This is a genomic window from Edaphovirga cremea, from assembly GCF_003332275.1.
Classification (GTDB): Bacteria; Pseudomonadota; Gammaproteobacteria; order Enterobacterales; family Enterobacteriaceae; genus Edaphovirga; species Edaphovirga cremea.
The window spans coordinates 149,242-164,870 of record NZ_QOVA01000006.1 but is presented as its reverse complement, the minus strand read 5'-3'; the positions used below and the strand labels follow the sequence as shown (position 1 = coordinate 164,870).

General features: G+C 47.5%; 17 protein-coding genes. 3 read left to right on the top strand and 14 right to left on the bottom strand.

Annotated elements, in window-relative coordinates:
- Window positions 1–437 precede the first annotated feature (437 nt).
- The 3 genes from DRI82_RS10915 to DRI82_RS10905 are packed head-to-tail and all read right to left on the bottom strand — an operon-like array spanning window position 438 to window position 2,044.
- Entirely contained in the window at window positions 438–767 is a 330-nt protein-coding gene (locus DRI82_RS10915; protein WP_425452648.1) for a hypothetical protein, read from the bottom strand.
- 45 nt (window positions 768–812) lie between these two features.
- On the bottom strand, window positions 813–1,049 hold the full coding sequence (locus DRI82_RS10910; protein WP_114193524.1) for a hypothetical protein: 237 nt from the start codon (window positions 1,047–1,049) through the stop codon (window positions 813–815).
- Window positions 1,046–2,044, bottom strand: coding sequence for a hypothetical protein (locus tag DRI82_RS10905; protein ID WP_114193523.1), 999 nt, complete (start codon window positions 2,042–2,044; stop codon window positions 1,046–1,048). Before DRI82_RS10905 ends, DRI82_RS10910 begins: the two co-directional genes overlap by 4 nt.
- Before the next feature lie 601 nt (window positions 2,045–2,645).
- Here DRI82_RS10905 and DRI82_RS10900 point away from each other — a divergent pair.
- The gene (locus DRI82_RS10900) at window positions 2,646–2,882 is read left to right on the top strand and encodes a DUF2188 domain-containing protein (protein WP_425452645.1); all 237 of its coding nucleotides are present in this window, start codon (window positions 2,646–2,648) and stop codon (window positions 2,880–2,882) included.
- Between the two features lie 486 nt (window positions 2,883–3,368).
- Here DRI82_RS10900 and DRI82_RS23850 read toward each other — a convergent pair whose 3' ends face one another.
- On the bottom strand, window positions 3,369–3,542 hold the full coding sequence (locus DRI82_RS23850; RefSeq protein WP_157968050.1) for a hypothetical protein: 174 nt from the start codon (window positions 3,540–3,542) through the stop codon (window positions 3,369–3,371).
- Between the two features lie 364 nt (window positions 3,543–3,906).
- On the opposite strand from DRI82_RS23850, the gene DRI82_RS10895 reads away from it, so the two are divergent.
- Window positions 3,907–5,040, top strand: coding sequence for a PQQ-dependent sugar dehydrogenase (locus DRI82_RS10895; protein WP_114193522.1), 1,134 nt, complete (start codon window positions 3,907–3,909; stop codon window positions 5,038–5,040).
- A gap of 18 nt (window positions 5,041–5,058) precedes the next feature.
- Here the strand turns inward: DRI82_RS10895 and DRI82_RS10890 are convergent, their stop codons facing one another.
- Together DRI82_RS10890 and DRI82_RS10885 are read right to left on the bottom strand one after the other, a co-directional pair.
- Complete coding sequence (locus tag DRI82_RS10890) at window positions 5,059–5,715, bottom strand: HAD family hydrolase (RefSeq protein ID WP_114193521.1); 657 nt, start codon at window positions 5,713–5,715, stop codon at window positions 5,059–5,061.
- A gap of 96 nt (window positions 5,716–5,811) precedes the next feature.
- A complete protein-coding gene (locus tag DRI82_RS10885) occupies window positions 5,812–6,156 on the bottom strand; it encodes a GlpM family protein (RefSeq protein WP_211317650.1) in 345 nt (114 codons plus the stop codon).
- Window positions 6,157–6,407: 251 nt separating this feature from the next.
- On the opposite strand from DRI82_RS10885, the gene DRI82_RS10880 reads away from it, so the two are divergent.
- Window positions 6,408–7,439 (top strand): isopenicillin N synthase family dioxygenase, encoded by a 1,032-nt coding sequence (locus tag DRI82_RS10880; RefSeq protein WP_411705960.1) that lies wholly within the window; start codon window positions 6,408–6,410, stop codon window positions 7,437–7,439.
- A gap of 110 nt (window positions 7,440–7,549) precedes the next feature.
- On the opposite strand, the gene DRI82_RS10875 is transcribed toward DRI82_RS10880, so the two are convergent.
- The 8 genes from DRI82_RS10875 to rluE form a co-directional block, all read right to left on the bottom strand.
- Window positions 7,550–8,671, bottom strand: coding sequence for a ribosomal protein uL16 3-hydroxylase (locus DRI82_RS10875; protein ID WP_114193519.1), 1,122 nt, complete (start codon window positions 8,669–8,671; stop codon window positions 7,550–7,552).
- Between the two features lie 104 nt (window positions 8,672–8,775).
- Window positions 8,776–10,227 (bottom strand): two-component system sensor histidine kinase PhoQ, encoded by a 1,452-nt coding sequence (gene phoQ, locus DRI82_RS10870; protein ID WP_114193518.1) that lies wholly within the window; start codon window positions 10,225–10,227, stop codon window positions 8,776–8,778.
- 59 nt (window positions 10,228–10,286) lie between these two features.
- Window positions 10,287–10,958: a two-component system response regulator PhoP gene (gene phoP / locus DRI82_RS10865; RefSeq protein WP_114193517.1), complete on the bottom strand. Its 672-nt coding sequence runs from the start codon at window positions 10,956–10,958 to the stop codon at window positions 10,287–10,289.
- Between the two features lie 214 nt (window positions 10,959–11,172).
- The gene (purB, locus tag DRI82_RS10860) at window positions 11,173–12,543 is read right to left on the bottom strand and encodes an adenylosuccinate lyase (RefSeq protein WP_114193516.1); all 1,371 of its coding nucleotides are present in this window, start codon (window positions 12,541–12,543) and stop codon (window positions 11,173–11,175) included.
- Between the two features lie 24 nt (window positions 12,544–12,567).
- Window positions 12,568–13,194, bottom strand: a complete 627-nt coding sequence (hflD, locus tag DRI82_RS10855; RefSeq protein WP_114193515.1) for a high frequency lysogenization protein HflD — start codon at window positions 13,192–13,194, stop codon at window positions 12,568–12,570.
- Between the two features lie 2 nt (window positions 13,195–13,196).
- The gene (gene mnmA, locus DRI82_RS10850; protein ID WP_114193514.1) at window positions 13,197–14,318 is read right to left on the bottom strand and encodes a tRNA 2-thiouridine(34) synthase MnmA; all 1,122 of its coding nucleotides are present in this window, start codon (window positions 14,316–14,318) and stop codon (window positions 13,197–13,199) included.
- A gap of 195 nt (window positions 14,319–14,513) precedes the next feature.
- Entirely contained in the window at window positions 14,514–14,960 is a 447-nt protein-coding gene (locus DRI82_RS10845; protein WP_114193513.1) for an NUDIX hydrolase, read from the bottom strand.
- Window positions 14,953–15,579 (bottom strand): 23S rRNA pseudouridine(2457) synthase RluE, encoded by a 627-nt coding sequence (gene rluE, locus DRI82_RS10840; protein ID WP_211317649.1) that lies wholly within the window; start codon window positions 15,577–15,579, stop codon window positions 14,953–14,955. The genes DRI82_RS10845 and rluE overlap by 8 nt, the downstream gene beginning before the upstream one ends.
- Between the last annotated feature and the right edge of the window lie 50 nt (window positions 15,580–15,629).

Here is a 15,629-nt window from a genome sequence, read left to right as displayed (position 1 = left end):
TCTCATAATTTTTGTTTGAGTATTATCTACCTTTTCCAGGCCCATGGGCAATAGTAAAATCGAAAAATACTCTCTACGTAAGGGCAAGGCTTTCCCCATGGATATTCATCAACTTGAGCGGAGAAACTTAGGTCATATTGACCTGTTCCGAGTTGACGAATACATCTCGGTGTTCGTTAAGCCCTCAGAGTGGTGAGACAGATGCGAACTTCTACTTCTCGCTCAAAGCCGACTGTCAGATAAGATTATGTTCTATCCGCAGAAACTGTCAGTTCAGGCTGAGCTAATACACATGATTATTTTTATTAAGAATTTTTTACTTTAAGAATGTAACGACTAAACATAGTGACTTAAAAAATACAGTAAATGCTCACATGATTATAATGTGAGCATCCTATTGATATCTAACGATTTATTTATATAAGAATATCTATATCTCAATTATCTATACGATCAAGTACAAGATATGCAGGTTCGCACATGCTACCTCTTTCTTGAGTCCAGTAATAATCTAAATCTGCAACTCTATCATTTAGCCCGTTATCTACGCGATTAACTTGTAATCTTAATCCAGCTAAATCTTCATATGATAGACCTGATTTGACAATGAACTTGTATTTTACACCACTTTCCATTTCAGTCTTTTTTAGAAATGGGGTCATTAACCCTTCGATCTCTTTAAGGCATACTACTTTAGTATCAATGGTAAATGGTTTGTCTTCTTTTCCATTAATAGCTTTAGCATTAGCCGTTGAAATTATTAGCATAACAGATAGAGTTAAAATTATTTTCATTTTACTATCTCCAATTCGCTATCGAGATTTGAGTTCTTTGACAGAACGTTGTATAGCTGCTTTGCCGTTACTTTTTTCTTTTTGCTTAAGCTTATTCCATGCTTCAGTAGCAGAATGTGCGTATATGTTTTCAGCATGAACAATACCGCTGCCTGATACGACGTATTCTACTTTAAATTCGCGAAGTCCTGAAGCCATAGCATTTCCTGTGAGTAATGTAGAAATTAACGGTAGTAATACTATGATTTTATTCATTTTATCCTCTCTGGTTTGTTCCTTGGGGAGTGATTCGGTAATTTTTGTGATAATGAATAAAAACATTCATTCATTATATCAGACTCATGTCGCATTTTTTCACCAAATTCCCTATTATAGTTATCTCGATATTCTTTTTCTTCCCTCAAAACATCCCTATCTACATAATGTGAGTATGGTAACCAAGCCTCTGTTTCTCTTTTATATCCTGATTTAAGTTCTTCTATTCTTTGAGAGCATCGCGGTAATACTAATTTATCGAAATCACGTAAATCAATCCCGTAGTCTCGAAATATCATTGCCGCTCTATTATGTTTAAAGCTACCATTTTGATATGATTGGATATTCTTCAGTACTGACATTTCAAATGGGTTGTTTTTATCAAATTTAACTACTATATCATTGTCGCCATTATCATTCTCAAATGGGCTTTTAGAAAGCAAAGTGAATTCGGAGTCTTTTTTAGCTTGCTCTATTTTATCTTTTTCTGCCTTTGCTGCTAACTCAGTTTCTTCTTTAGCCTTTTTCTCGGCTAAGAATTTTTGATACTCATCTGAATTATATATGTTATGACGTTTAGCTTCTGAAAAGTCTATGTTGGAAGTAAAGCCTAATGATTCACCTTGCCTTGTTTCAGCATGATTATTTAATGAGAAGCCAATAAAGGTTAAAACAATAATCACAAGTGAAATTGTATAACCATTTATATACTCGAATCGTTTTTTTATACTTGAAGCACTTTTTATCTTTGATTCAAATACAACATAAAGGATTAACAATAACCCTGCTAAAATTATGATGGCAGTGGAAGAAAAGTAAATTAAACCAACAAAAGTAGATACTCCTTTCTCTTGAATGTTTGGAAAAGCCAAAACGCCGATATTGATTAGTATATATCCAATGAAACAAAATATGATTTTCAATATTGGTTTTTCACGTTTTTTAAAGATATATACAGCCAATATGAAAAACATAATCAAAAGTAGTAAAGCCACTTGACAATCTCCTTAAATTAACTAACGCGAATCACGTTACCCTTGTGATCTACAGTAACCTTCACTGTCTTATGACAATTCCGGCATTGCCCTACACCAGTACCATTTTTTTGGAAACACCTGTTTGAACCGTGGTAGTGCTCCCACAGTGCGGACATCCGATTGTGAAACTGTAGACATGATATTCCCCCTTACTTTATTGATTTTGCTTGGTAAATCATTGTGACAATGATAACGAACAAAAATCGATCTAGCAAATAATTTGATCAATACGATCGATTTGATCTCTCAAAGTGGTAAGTAAAGATTTGTCAGTACAAAAGCATCCAAGCTGATTTTTCAGGGATGATTGCTTAGGAAGGGGGTAGCTTTCTGGGGTGTGCAGAAGTGGCAGAGTCGGTTACTTTGGCTTTTGCAATGGTAGCTTGAAGGGTGGGATAACGTTTTTAGTGCTGTTGCTCGTAATGAGGGTGTGATCATGCTGGCTTGCATGGTGGTACAAGTCTATAGAGGGCAGCGTTAGATATTGAACTGATCACAAACCACTACATATAGTGTTTATTTATTTTATTTGTACAATATCATGTAATCTCTACTTTGCATGAGGATGTTTCAATGGGTAAAAATCAGCATCTTGTACCGCATAACGGGGAATGGGCTGTACGTGGGGGAAGGTAATAGCCGTGTCACTTCCACACACCGTACGCAGCAAGAGGCAATTGACGCTGCTCGCCCTATCTCTCGAAACCAAGGTGGCGAACTTGTTATACATCGCCCAAATGGTCAAATACGTGATAAGGATTCGCATGGGAAAGATCCATTCCCGCCAAGAGGCTAAATTTTTTGTGAATTCTATCAAAAGAGGCTTTTAGACTCTTTTTTTGTTTTTAAATCAAATATATATGTCTTTGTCTGTAATTTAATCTCAATATATTTCTTGATTGTTAGGGCAACCCAGAGAAACGAACCCAATACGTGGTTGATGCATCTTTATTACGCTCACAATACGTTCAATATGAAAAAACTGGTGGATTTTACACAGGTTTGGTAACTCGCTCTACTGGTATTGTCATCATGAACTCATGCATTCATCGGGATGATTTTTTTACAAAGGAACTTTGGGATAAAGTTAGGCGTAGGTCTCCACTGCACTAGCATCGAAAAATGTATACAGATCAATGAGCATTACTGGCCTTGAAGAGAGTTGATTAGTAGCGGTTTGCAACATCACCATGCCTCTTTTACGATAAAAATCAATTGCACTCTTTTTGGCATCTGTCACTACAAATCGGCATCCTACCTTGGGACAAATATCATTGACCTCTTATTTGTTGTTTTGGTTTAGTAGTAACTCTTGCATTTTTGCACGAGCTTCGCCGCGAGCGTAGGATTCCATGGCTTTCTTATTTGGTTTTCTTTCGCGCATCATTTTTCGGAGTTCCTCCGCATCTTCCCCTGTCAAAATCGTTGGTCCAAATGGGCTGCTGAATATGGCCATATGTTATCCCCATAAATAAAGCAATATTGAATATGCGTACAAATTTTTAACTTTAGATGCAGGATATTTTACAGTTCCAGTCGTCGTAAAGTCAAAGTTAGGGCGTTGTAATTCAAAGGAAAAACTCGAGGCGCACCGCAGAGTTGAGTTTTAAGGGTGATCGCATAAGTATTAACAATAAATCACTTTCTATCCATAATCCTTGGTGTTGCCAACTAACGAAATATCAATGAATTCACTGATTCAAAAACGTCAGGAAATGTAAAAGCACTGCGTTAGATGAGTGTTCTTGCCTATGTGACCTAAAATAAACGGATATCTCAGCTGACAAGGATCAACTATGTCTTTAACACCCAAGTCATCGATGAATCGATGCGGTTTTATCATCGCCTTTCCTCTGATTTTTTCCGCATTGGCAGTCGCCCTTCCTGCGCACGCTGTCGATCCGCAAGTCACTGAACTGCTAGATAAACTGGACCATCCTTGGTCCATGGAGTTTCTGCCGGACAATCAGGGGTTACTGATTACAGAACGTTCGGGACAGCTGCGCGTCTGGAAGGAAGGTAAAGGACTTTCAGCACCGATCACGGGTGTACCGGAGGTTTACAACAGCGGGCAGGGCGGATTACTGGAAGTGTTGCTCGCTCCAGATTTTGCAACCAGCAGGAAAATTTATCTGACGTTTGCTGAGGCAGAGCAGGGCAGTGGTAAAAGCAAAGCAGGTACGGCGCTGGGGGTCGGACGTTTGACGCCGGATAACCGCAGCATTGAAAACTTCCAGGTAATCTTTCGCCAGGAGCCAAAATTGTCAGTGGGCAACCATTTTGGTGGCAAGTTGGCTTTCGATAAGCAAGGCAATCTTTTCATGACCTTGGGTGAAAATAATCAGCGGCCAACCGCGCAGGAGTTGAACAAACTGCAAGGGAAAGTGGTTCGCCTTACGCCCGAAGGAAAACCTGTGGCAGATAACCCTTTCATCAATAATGCCAATGCCCGACCTGAAATCTGGTCGTATGGTCATCGCAACCCGCAGGGACTGGCACTTAATCCCTGGACCGGCGTGATGTGGGAGAACGAACACGGCCCGCGTGGGGGTGATGAAATTAATATTCCGCAGGCAGGTAAAAATTATGGCTGGCCACTGGCGACCTGGGGGATTAACTATTCCGGTTTGCCGATTCCTGAAGCCAAGGGCACCAAAGTTGCAGGTACCGAACAGCCAATTCACTATTGGGAAAGATCGCCCGGCGTCAGTGGTATGGCGTTCTATAATTCTGACCGATTCCCGGTTTGGAAACATTCGCTATTTATTGGCGCACTTGCCCAGGAGAATCTTATCCATCTCAAGCTTGATGGAGATAAGATTGTCTCGGAAGAGCGTTGGCTGGGTGACAGGAAAGAACGCATCCGTGATGTCCGCGTCGGGCCGGATGGTTATGTTTATTTGCTGACCGATGACAGCGACGGAAAACTATTGCGCCTCCAACCGCAACAGTGAGTCAAATATAACAAGATGCTAGCGCTGCCAATTATAAATGTGCCAGCCATTGGTCAATGCCAGTTCGCGCAGTTCGCTATCTGGATTGATGACATTGGCGCGATCGACATATTCGAGTAGGGCGCGATCGTTAATCGAATCGCTGTAAGCGTGGGTTTCAGCGAAAGGCTCGCCAGAGTATGTCTGCAACCATTCGTTGAGTCTCTGCACTTTACCCTGCTGGTACGTCATTATGCCGTAAGTGCTGCCAGTGAAACGCTCATCTTCAACCGTTACGCCGATTGCCAGCGCGTGGTGTGCGCCAAGCTGCCGGGCAATCGGTGTGACGAGATGTTCGCCAGTGGCCGAAACGACAATGATGTAGTCGCCGCGCTGTTTGTGCCACGCCAGTTGCTGGCGTGCCGCGGGATAAATGCGCGGTAAAATATTCCGACGAATAAAACGTTCAACCCAGGCGGCCACCGTTGTTTGGCTAAGTCCAGCCAGCGGTGCGAGCGTTGCCAGCATGTACTCTTCCATTGGAAGTTGCCCCTGATAATACTTCTGCATCAATTCCTGCTCCTGTTGATGCAGTTCCGGTGGAGCAAAGCCTTCAGATACCAGCCAGCGCAGCCACAAACTGGCGCTGTCGTCGCATAATAGGGTTTCATCCAGATCGAACAGAGCTAAATCCATCGTGGTTCTCCGCAAAGATATCCGCCAATTTGATGATAGTGGATTTTGACTATTGTGCGCAGCTTCACATTATAGAGGGTAGACGTGACAGACAGATTAACCCTGCCCATGCCAGCGATTCCAAATCGTAATGAGCAACCAGGCGGCGAGTATCCAGCAGGCGACTGCGCCCGCGAGAGCGAGGGGTAAACGGAGAAATCCCACCAGAAAGTAGAGTGAAAGCAGGTAAATCAGATAGGGAATTATCGCCCAGAGACCAAAGATAATGGTGGTGCGTAGTGCTTCAATCGAGCGTTCGCTGCCGACGATATAGTGCGCAATCAGAGCAAACGTGGGAAAGAGAGGGACTAATCCAGCAATGTAATAATTACGCGTTTTGGACAACACCCCGATCAGAAGTACCACAAGCGCACCAATGAGCACCTTTATTATTAATCCCATAATCACCCAGTCCCGTCACGATTCATTCTTTAAAGACTAAATCGTATAACCCGCTCATTTGGTGGAAAAAATATACCATGCCGCAGTGTATTGGCTGGGTCAATGTCTAATCGTCTTGCAATCAACGGGTAGCAGCAAACGCGATATCTTAGAACACAACAATATTGGTCTGCGCCCGGCACCCGATGGTAGCTTTTAGCACATTCTGATAGTGATTCTCATTTGAAACGACTTTTATGCCGGAATACTACATGAGCCAATCGAACCATGCCGATCGTCTACCCTTGCTTGACTTGGCGCAACTGGATCTGGGTGAAGAGCAACGCGAAAATTTCCTGAACGACCTTCGCCATGCCTCCCGGGATATCGGGTTCTTTTATTTGAAGGGACACGGTGTCGATCCTGAGCTGCTGAAAACCATTCAGTCTCTTTCACGGCAATTTTTCGCGTTGCCGCAGGAGGAAAAGCTTTCTGTTGAAATGGTGCACTCCCCGCATTTTCGCGGTTACAACCGCGCGGCGGCAGAACTGACCCGTGGACAGCCGGACTGGCGTGAACAGTTTGACATTGGTGCCGAACGGCAGGCGCTGATTCTGGATAAAAACACCCCGAAATGGGCTCGCTTGCAGGGGCCCAATCAATGGCCGCAAGCATTGCCTGCACTCAAACCTGCGCTGCTGGAGTGGCAGAAACAGATGACCACCATGGCACTGCGGCTCCTGCGGGCATTCGCACTGTCGTTGTCACTGCCGGAACAGGTATTTGATGAACTCTACGGTGAAAAACCCAATGAACACATCAAACTCATTCGTTACCCTGGTCGTGAAACCACAGGCAGTGAACAAGGTGTCGGTGCGCATAAAGATTCTGGTTTCCTGACTTTTTTACTTCAGGACGCACAGCGTGGTTTGCAGGTTGAGGTTGAAGAGGGCCGCTGGATTGATGCGACGCCGATTGAAGGTACGTTTGTAGTCAACATTGGCGAGTTGTTGGAACTGGCGAGCAACGGTTATTTGCGGGCCACCGTTCATCGGGTCATTACACCGCCTGCGGGAGTTGAGCGTTTATCCATCGCCTTCTTCCTGGGGGCACGTCTGGATGCCAGAGTGCCGCTCTATAAATTGCCAGACAATCTCGCACAGGAAGCACGGGGAGCCGCCAGCGATCCAGACAATCCGCTGTTTCGCGATGTGGGTTGGAACTATCTGAAAGGTCGATTGCGCTCCCATCCTGACGTGGCAAAACGGTATTATCAGGATTTGCTGACAGAAACATCGGCTTAGAAACGTCAGCTTCGAAAGAATAGTGCAGAACTGACGAGAAGAGGTGGGATCACTCCCACCTTTTTTATGCATGTTGGGTATATAAACTAAAGGGTATGTAAACTCAACACTCAGTCCTTGAAATACCAGTAACCGCTGTTGATCAATACAGACAACATCGCCAGGAACGAAGGATCTTCCAGTGCTTCGCCCAGCATCTCGCCGGTCACGGTAAAATTACGCGTCAGCGCATCGGCTGCCTGTAAATATTCAGTATCAATGACCTCACCATTGACATAGCAACGGTCACCAACGCGCAGGACACGAAGTCCCCCGAGTCTTTGTAATATCTCGCCACTACGCAAAAGCTCATAGATTTCACCGGCCTGATAAGGGGGCTCCGGCGGGGCCAGATCCAATTCATGGCGCGATTGGGAGATGAATTCACCAAACCAGCCCTGGAAATCTTCTGGTTTTTCAACCAGCTCCAGCATCATCTTGCGTAAGTTATCCAGTTCAGAAGGCAAAATTTCCCCAGGATGGTCGCGTTCGACCAGATCCGGATCGCTATATCTTCTGCTGCCCAATTCACGCGCCAGAACATAGTCAGCAAACCCACTCACCAACTCACGGCCATTCGGTGCACGAAAACCTATCGAGTAGTTGAGCGCATTTTCAAGCGAATAGCCTTCGTGCGGGAAACCCGGTGGGATATAAATGATATCCCCCGGCTCCATCTCTTCATCAATGATGGCATCGAATGGATCAACCTGTAATAAGTCAGGGTGCGGGGAATGCTGTTTCATTACGACTTTTTCCCCAACCCGCCAGCGGCGGCGACCCGTTCCCTGAATAATGAACACATCGTACTGGTCAAGATGCGGGCCTACGCCACCGCCCGGTACGGAGAAGGAGATCATCAGGTCATCCATACGCCAGTCGGGAATATGGCGGAAAGGGCGCATCAAGGCAGCGGACGGTTCGTGCCAGTGATCGACAGCCTGAACAAGCAGCGACCAATTGGTCTCACCAAGATGGTCATAACTCTCGAACGGACCATGACTGACCTGCCAGCGGCCTTCCTGATGACTGACCAAGCGGCTGTCGACTTCGTTTTCCAGCGCCAGTCCGGCGAGTTCATCGGGAGAGATCGGGTCAATAAAATTTTTGAAGCCGCGCTTTAGCATGACAGGACGCTTCTGCCAATAACGTTGGAGAAAATCGTTCCAATCTAAATCAAGTTGATAATCCATAGTCTGTCCCTGGATTGAGAAGGCCTGTATGGATTATAACGGAAGGTAAGCGCACTGCATTGCGTTATTGAAAGCAAAAATTGCGTAATCGACCGCAAATATGATTAATCTTTTGCTTCGGGATGCTGCTGGCCAAAAGTCACACGCATACAAGCACCGCCAAGTGCGCTATCGGTGACGGTAATCATGCCTTTATATTGTTCGATAATTTCACTGGCAACGGATAAACCCAAACCTTGTCCGGGCCGTAGCGTATCGGCTCGCTTCCCGCGTTGGAAAATCAGTTCACGTTTACTTGCCGGGATCCCCGGACCGTCGTCATCGATCACCAGAATCAGCTCTTCTTCAGTGTGGATCGCACTGATCTCCACAAATTCCAGGCAGTATTTACAGGCGTTATCAATGACGTTACCCATCACTTCCATAAAGTCGTTCTTGTCGCCAAGGAAACTGAGTTCAGGTGAGATATCCATCGTCAATACCACGCCTTTGCGCTGATAAACTTTATTGAGTGCCGAACAGAGACTGTCGAGCAGGGATGGCACCGAGTGGAATTCACGGGACAGCATGCTTTGGTCCGAGTGCACACTCGCGCGGTGCAGATAATAGCCAATCTGTTGTGATATGCGGCTGATCTGTTCAAGCATTATCGGCTCGGCCTGATCTATCGTTAATTGCTTGCCGGAGCGCAGCGACCGCAAGGTCGTCTGCAATACCGCCAGCGGGGTTTTTAGACTGTGCGTGAGATCTGAGAGCGTGGTGCGGTATTTGGTATAGCGGGCACGTTCGTTGCTCAGCAATACGTTGAGATTACGCACTAACCCACGTAGTTCACTCGGTGGATTTTCATCGAGTTTCTCACGTTCACGTTTTTCCAGTTCCCCAATCTGGTGGATCAATGATTTGATTGGCCGCAGACTCCAGTAGGCAGCCAGCCACAACAGCGGCAATACCAGCAACAGGTTGGCGAGCAGTACATAACTGAACCAATGCCAGACGACATCGGCACGCTGAAGCTCCTGAGGAATGGCGTCAACCACCACAATGGTCAGTCCGGGTAACTGGGATGTTTCTGCATAGCGGTTAACCACGATGGAGTGGGTCAATGCATCGCTGTCATCAACGTCGTAATCCTTCAACTGAGTCTGGGCATTGGGGTTGTCACCTACGACAGCGCTACTGACTCTTGAATCGGTATCCAATTCGTAGAAACCGGATTTGGTTAACCAGGATTTTTTAATGCGCGTTTCCAACTCAGGCACCTGACGCTGACGCCACAGGAGCTTCCCGTTGTCATCGTAAATCAGTACCAACGTGGGGAAATTGAGATCAAAATTGGGGGGCGCAGCAATACTGAGTTTGTTGTTTTTCCACTGCGCGAGGCTAAAAATCAGATTACTTTCCGCGCGCAATAGCCGAAAGGCCGTTTTATCAAAACTGACCATGTAGCCCACAACAGCGACGAGCCCGTAAGCCAATGATAACGCCAGAACAACGCCAGCTGTTGCCATCAAAAAGCGGGCTCGCAGTGAGAACGGGGCTTTCTTACGAAACATGGTTAGCTTCAAAAAACATGGTTAGCCTTAAGAGAAATTGTCAGCCTTGCTAAAAAAAGTTAGCGCACGTCAAAACGGTAACCCTGGCCGCGTACGGTGGTGATCACTTCCTGCGTATGTTCGGCCTGCAATTTTTTGCGCAGGCGTCCCATCAATACGTCGATGGTATGGCTTTCGCGCAACTCAGCGTCGGGATAAAGCTGCAGCATCAGGGAGTCTTTGCTTACCACTTTGCCCACGCTGCGGATCAGTGTTTCGATAATGGTGTATTCGAACGCAGTGAGTTTAATGCTGTTTTCATTCACGCTCAGTTCGCGTCGTGAGAGGTCAATCTGAAAGGGTGGCAGGCTGATGACTTGCGAAGCCAGTCCGCTATTGCGGCGCATCAGTGCCTGCATGCGCGCCACGACTTCTTCCAGATGGAAAGGTTTGGTCACGTAGTCATCGGCACCGGCTTCAAGCACGGCAACTTTATCTTGCCAGCTTTCACGGGCCGTCAGCACCAGAATCGGCAGTGTGCTCTGCTGGCTGCGCCAGCGTTGGATGAGGCTCAACCCGTCTTCGCCCGGCAGGCCAAGATCGACAATGGCAATATCAGGAGCATTTTCTTGCAGGAAATAGTCGGCTTCTTTTGCGTCTTCCGCAGCATCAACCTGATGCCCCATCTCACGCATCTGAACGGTCAAATGATGGCGAAGCAACGCATTATCTTCCACAACCAGAATTCGCATATTCTACCCCTGTCTATTACGCCGTTATCAGCCTTAAATGAATAAGACCATTATCTGTCAAATAGAATAAACCTTGATTCAACCAGTCGGGAAGAAACCTAAACAAATTGTAAACGAGAACGCCGTTGTGCGCGACGTATTGATAAAAAAGAATATTAACGAACAGGCGACCCGAAGGTCGCCTGGAGAATGAGATGATAACGTCCCAACCGATTTATTTCAGTTCATCAACCATCGTTGTAGCGCGGCCAATATAATTGGCTGGCGTCATCGCTTTCAGGCGCACCTTTTCTTCCTCTGGCAGCGCCAGTGAGTCAATAAATGCCTGCATGCCCGCCGCATCAACACGTTTTCCACGGGTCAGCTCTTTCAATTTCTCATAAGGCTTTTCGATACCGTAACGACGCATGACGGTTTGAATCGGTTCTGCCAGAACTTCCCAATTGTGGTCGAGTTCATTGCGCAGGTTCGCTTCATTGACTTCAAGCTTGCTGATCCCTTTCATCGTCGACTGATAGGCGATAAGCGCATAGCCCAGACCTACGCCCAGATTACGCAGCACGGTAGAATCCGTCAGATCGCGCTGCCAGCGTGATACCGGTAATTTAGTCGCCAGATGGCCCAGCACCGCGTTGGCCAAACCGAGGTTACCTTCGGAGTTTTCGAAGTCGATGGGGTTAACTTTGTGCGGCATGGTGGAAGAACCGATCTCGCCAGCAATGGTTTTCTGTTTGAAATGGTTCAGCGCAACATAACCCCAGATATCACGGTCAAAATCGATCAGGATGGTGTTGAAACGTGCGATGCAATCGAAGAGCTCTGCAATGTAATCGTGCGGTTCAATTTGTGTGGTGTAAGGGTTCCAGGTAATCCCCAATGAAGTCACGAAGCTTTCACTGAATTGATGCCAGTCGACTTCGGGATAAGCGACGATGTGCGCGTTGTAGTTACCTACTGCGCCGTTGATTTTACCCAGAATTTCAACGATTTCTAACTGACGGTATTGGCGTTCCATACGGTAGGCCACGTTGGCGAGTTCTTTGCCGACGGTAGACGGCGTAGCCGGTTGACCATGGGTACGTGACAACAGCGGAATGTCACGATGTTCATGCGCCAATGATTTGATGGCGTCAATGATTTTGCGCCAGTTCGGCAGCACCACATCCTGACGCGCGGTTTGTAGCATCAGCGCATGAGACAGGTTATTGATGTCTTCTGAAGTACAGGCAAAGTGAATGAATTCTGACACGGCATGCAGGGCAGGAACGTTGGCCACTTTTTCCTTGAGGAAATATTCAACCGCTTTGACGTCGTGGTTGGTGGTTTTCTCGATATCCTTAATCCGCTGTGCATCCTGCTCGTTAAAGTTTGCAACGATGGCATCAAGGTAAGCGTTTGCGTCGGCATCAAATGCAGGAACTTCTTTGATCTCTGCGCAGGCTGCCAGTTTTTGCAGCCAACGTACTTCGACCTGCACGCGAAATTTCAGCAGACCAAATTCGCTGAAAATGGCACGTAGCGCGCTGACTTTATCACCGTAGCGACCATCAACGGGGGAAACGGCGGTCAGTGAGGATAATTCCATCGGTAGCAACTCCTGGGATCTAAATTAACAATGAGCAAGGATATTCTTCGCCTGCTGAAACAGACGATTACGAAAAAACATTAATTGCAGGCGGCCACCGCCGACCTGATGCCACAGCACGGCAGAACGGATACCGGCGAGCAGAACGGCGCGAACCCGGGCCTGCACCTGCGGGCTTTGCAGGATCGTTGGTGAACCGGTGACCTGAATGCGCGGGCCGAGCGGGCTGACGACATCCACATAAATCGAGGCCAGCGAACTCAGCAGCGTCTCTGATTCAAGATCGTAATGTACCAACTGGCGATCCAATTGATCGATACGCTCGCCAAGGGTATTCATCGCTGATTTTTGTGCGTTGAGTTTACGTTCCAGCACCATCAGGCTTAGGGTGTAGCGCGTCAATTCCGCACCGGGCCCCTGACGATTGGCATTCAACACACCCATCAATGTCTCCAACCCAATTTTAAGGTTGGACTCCTGACCGCCAAAGACGTCCAGTGTGGACGCGGGATTGGTTTCCAGAATGCTTTTCAGCGAGACCATCATGCCCTCGCGATCGCACTGGCCTCCATGTGCAAGTTGTTGCACCAATCGCGCAGACTGGCAGATCCCTGCCAGCGCCAGCGTTATGTCATAGTAATTCTTGGCCACGATTACTCCTGTAAGCGTTGTTCAATGATGCCGCCGCCGAGGCACACGTCGTCAAGATAAAATACGGCTGATTGTCCAGGGGTTACGGCTGCAACGAGCTCATCAAAGCGTACATCGATGCGATCGTCACCCAATGGCGTGACTGTACAGGGAATATCCTGCTGGCGATAACGGGTTTTCACTGTGCAGCGCAGGGGTTGTGTCAGCGGCAGGCGATCGACCCAGTGCAGTTGCTGCGCAATCAGGCCATAGGACATCAGGCGCGGATGCTCGTGACCTTGCGCGACAACGAGAATGTTATTGTCGACGTCTTTATCGACCACATACCAGGGATCTTCACCACCGTCTTTGGTGCCGCCAATGCCTAACCCTTTGCGCTGACCCAGGGTGTGATACATCAGACCCTGATGCTGTCCCATATCTTCACCGTCAACGCTGAGAATACGTCCGGGCTGGGCAGGCAGGTAACGGCCCAGGAAATCCTTGAATTTGCGTTCACCAATGAAGCAGATTCCGGTGGAATCCTTTTTCTTTGCGGTGATCAAATCCAACTCTTGTGCGATCCGGCGAACTTCAGGTTTTTCCAACTCACCCACCGGGAACAGACTTTGGGCAATTTGCTGGTGGCTCAGGGTGTAGAGGAAATAGCTTTGGTCTTTGTTGCCATCGATACCGCGCAGAAGCCGGCTTTTGCCATCGACATCCTGCCGACGGACATAGTGACCTGTCGCGATATAGTCTGCACCGAGATCTTCGGCAGCAAACTCGAGGAAGGCTTTGAACTTGATCTCTTTGTTACAGAGAATATCCGGATTAGGTGTGCGCCCAGCCTTATATTCTGCCAGAAACAGTTCGAAAACGTTATCCCAGTACTCAGCAGCAAAGTTGACGGTGTGCAGTTCGATGCCCAGCTTATCGCAGACGGCTTGGGCGTCTGCAAGATCGGTCGCGGCGGAGCAATACTCTTCGTCGTCATCCTCTTCCCAGTTTTTCATGAATAAACCCACCACCTGATAGCCCTGTTGCTGCAGCAGGTACGCGGATACGGAAGAGTCAACACCGCCGGACATCCCGACGATGACTTTTTTCTGGCTGTTATCTGATTTCTGGTTAATGTCTGACATTAGGGTCTCACGAACGTGTTTATGCGTTGAGCTGGCGCGGGGTCATTGGCGCAGGTTGTAGACGACCATCAATGATGAAAGGCCACGGCTACAACGTAATAAACGATGCATCTTAAAAACAAGCGCAGGATTTTATCACGTTGGGCGGGTCGCTGCACCGCCGAATCAAGCGATCATAAAAATTGGCAGGATGAATCAAAATGGCCAGTTAAAGGCACTCAACAAATCAAGCGGATACCGCTCACGGCTCAGATAACAGTTTAGGCTCTCTGCCACCAACGGCGATCGCAATTGGCTTGATTGCAGGATTTCGGCGGCAGGCAACCACAGGCAACGGTCGATATCGCTGTCATGCGGTTCCGTTGGCAGAATTTCAGGCAGATCAATGGCGAAAGCAAAGCGCAGGAATGGTGTTTTATCGGGCGCGATCCACTGATGCATTTTCAGCAGCGATTGGGGTATTGCACGAATGCCGGTTTCTTCCCACAGTTCGCGCTCGGCAGCGGCAATCAGCGTTTCGTCAGCTTCGAGATGCCCCGCGGGTTGATTCCACAACGCTTTACCCCTGATGGTCTCTTCAACCACCAGGAATTTACCTTGTGCCTGCACAACGCAGGCCACAGTGACATGCGGCTTAAACATAATCGATCTCCTTCCATTGCCCGGGAGCCAATGTATCAAGGGTCACACCGCCCATACCATAACGAATCAAGCGCAGGGTAGGGAAGCCGATATGCGCCGTCATGCGCCTGACCTGTCGGTTACGTCCCTCATAAAGGGTGATTTTCAGCCAACTGGTAGGGATGGATTTCCGCTCACGGATGGGTGGATTGCGTGGCCACAGCCAGTCTGGTTCAGCCACACGTTCGGCGCCCGCCGGAAGGGTAGGCCCGTCTTTCAGCGTTATTCCGGCACGCAATTGCGCCAGTGCGGCTTCGTCAGTGTCACCTTCGACCTGCACAAAATAAATTTTTGCCGTTTTTTTATCTGGCTGGGTCAAACGCGATTGTAACTTTCCGTCATTGGTAAGAATCATTAAACCTTCACTATCGCGATCCAACCGTCCTGCGGCGTAAATCCCACTGATCGGGATAAAGTCTTTTAGGGTATTGCGTCCGGCTTCATCGGTAAACTGTGGTAAAACATCAAATGGCTTATTAAATATGACCACCCGGCGAGGCCCGGCAACCGCAGTAACTTTGGCGGCAGGTCGGCGGCTGAATCGGTTAACGTGGTGATTTTTAACAGGGAATTTATTCATAGTCATTGTAGTTAGCGAGAATAGCGGCATTATACACGCGTCATGTATGA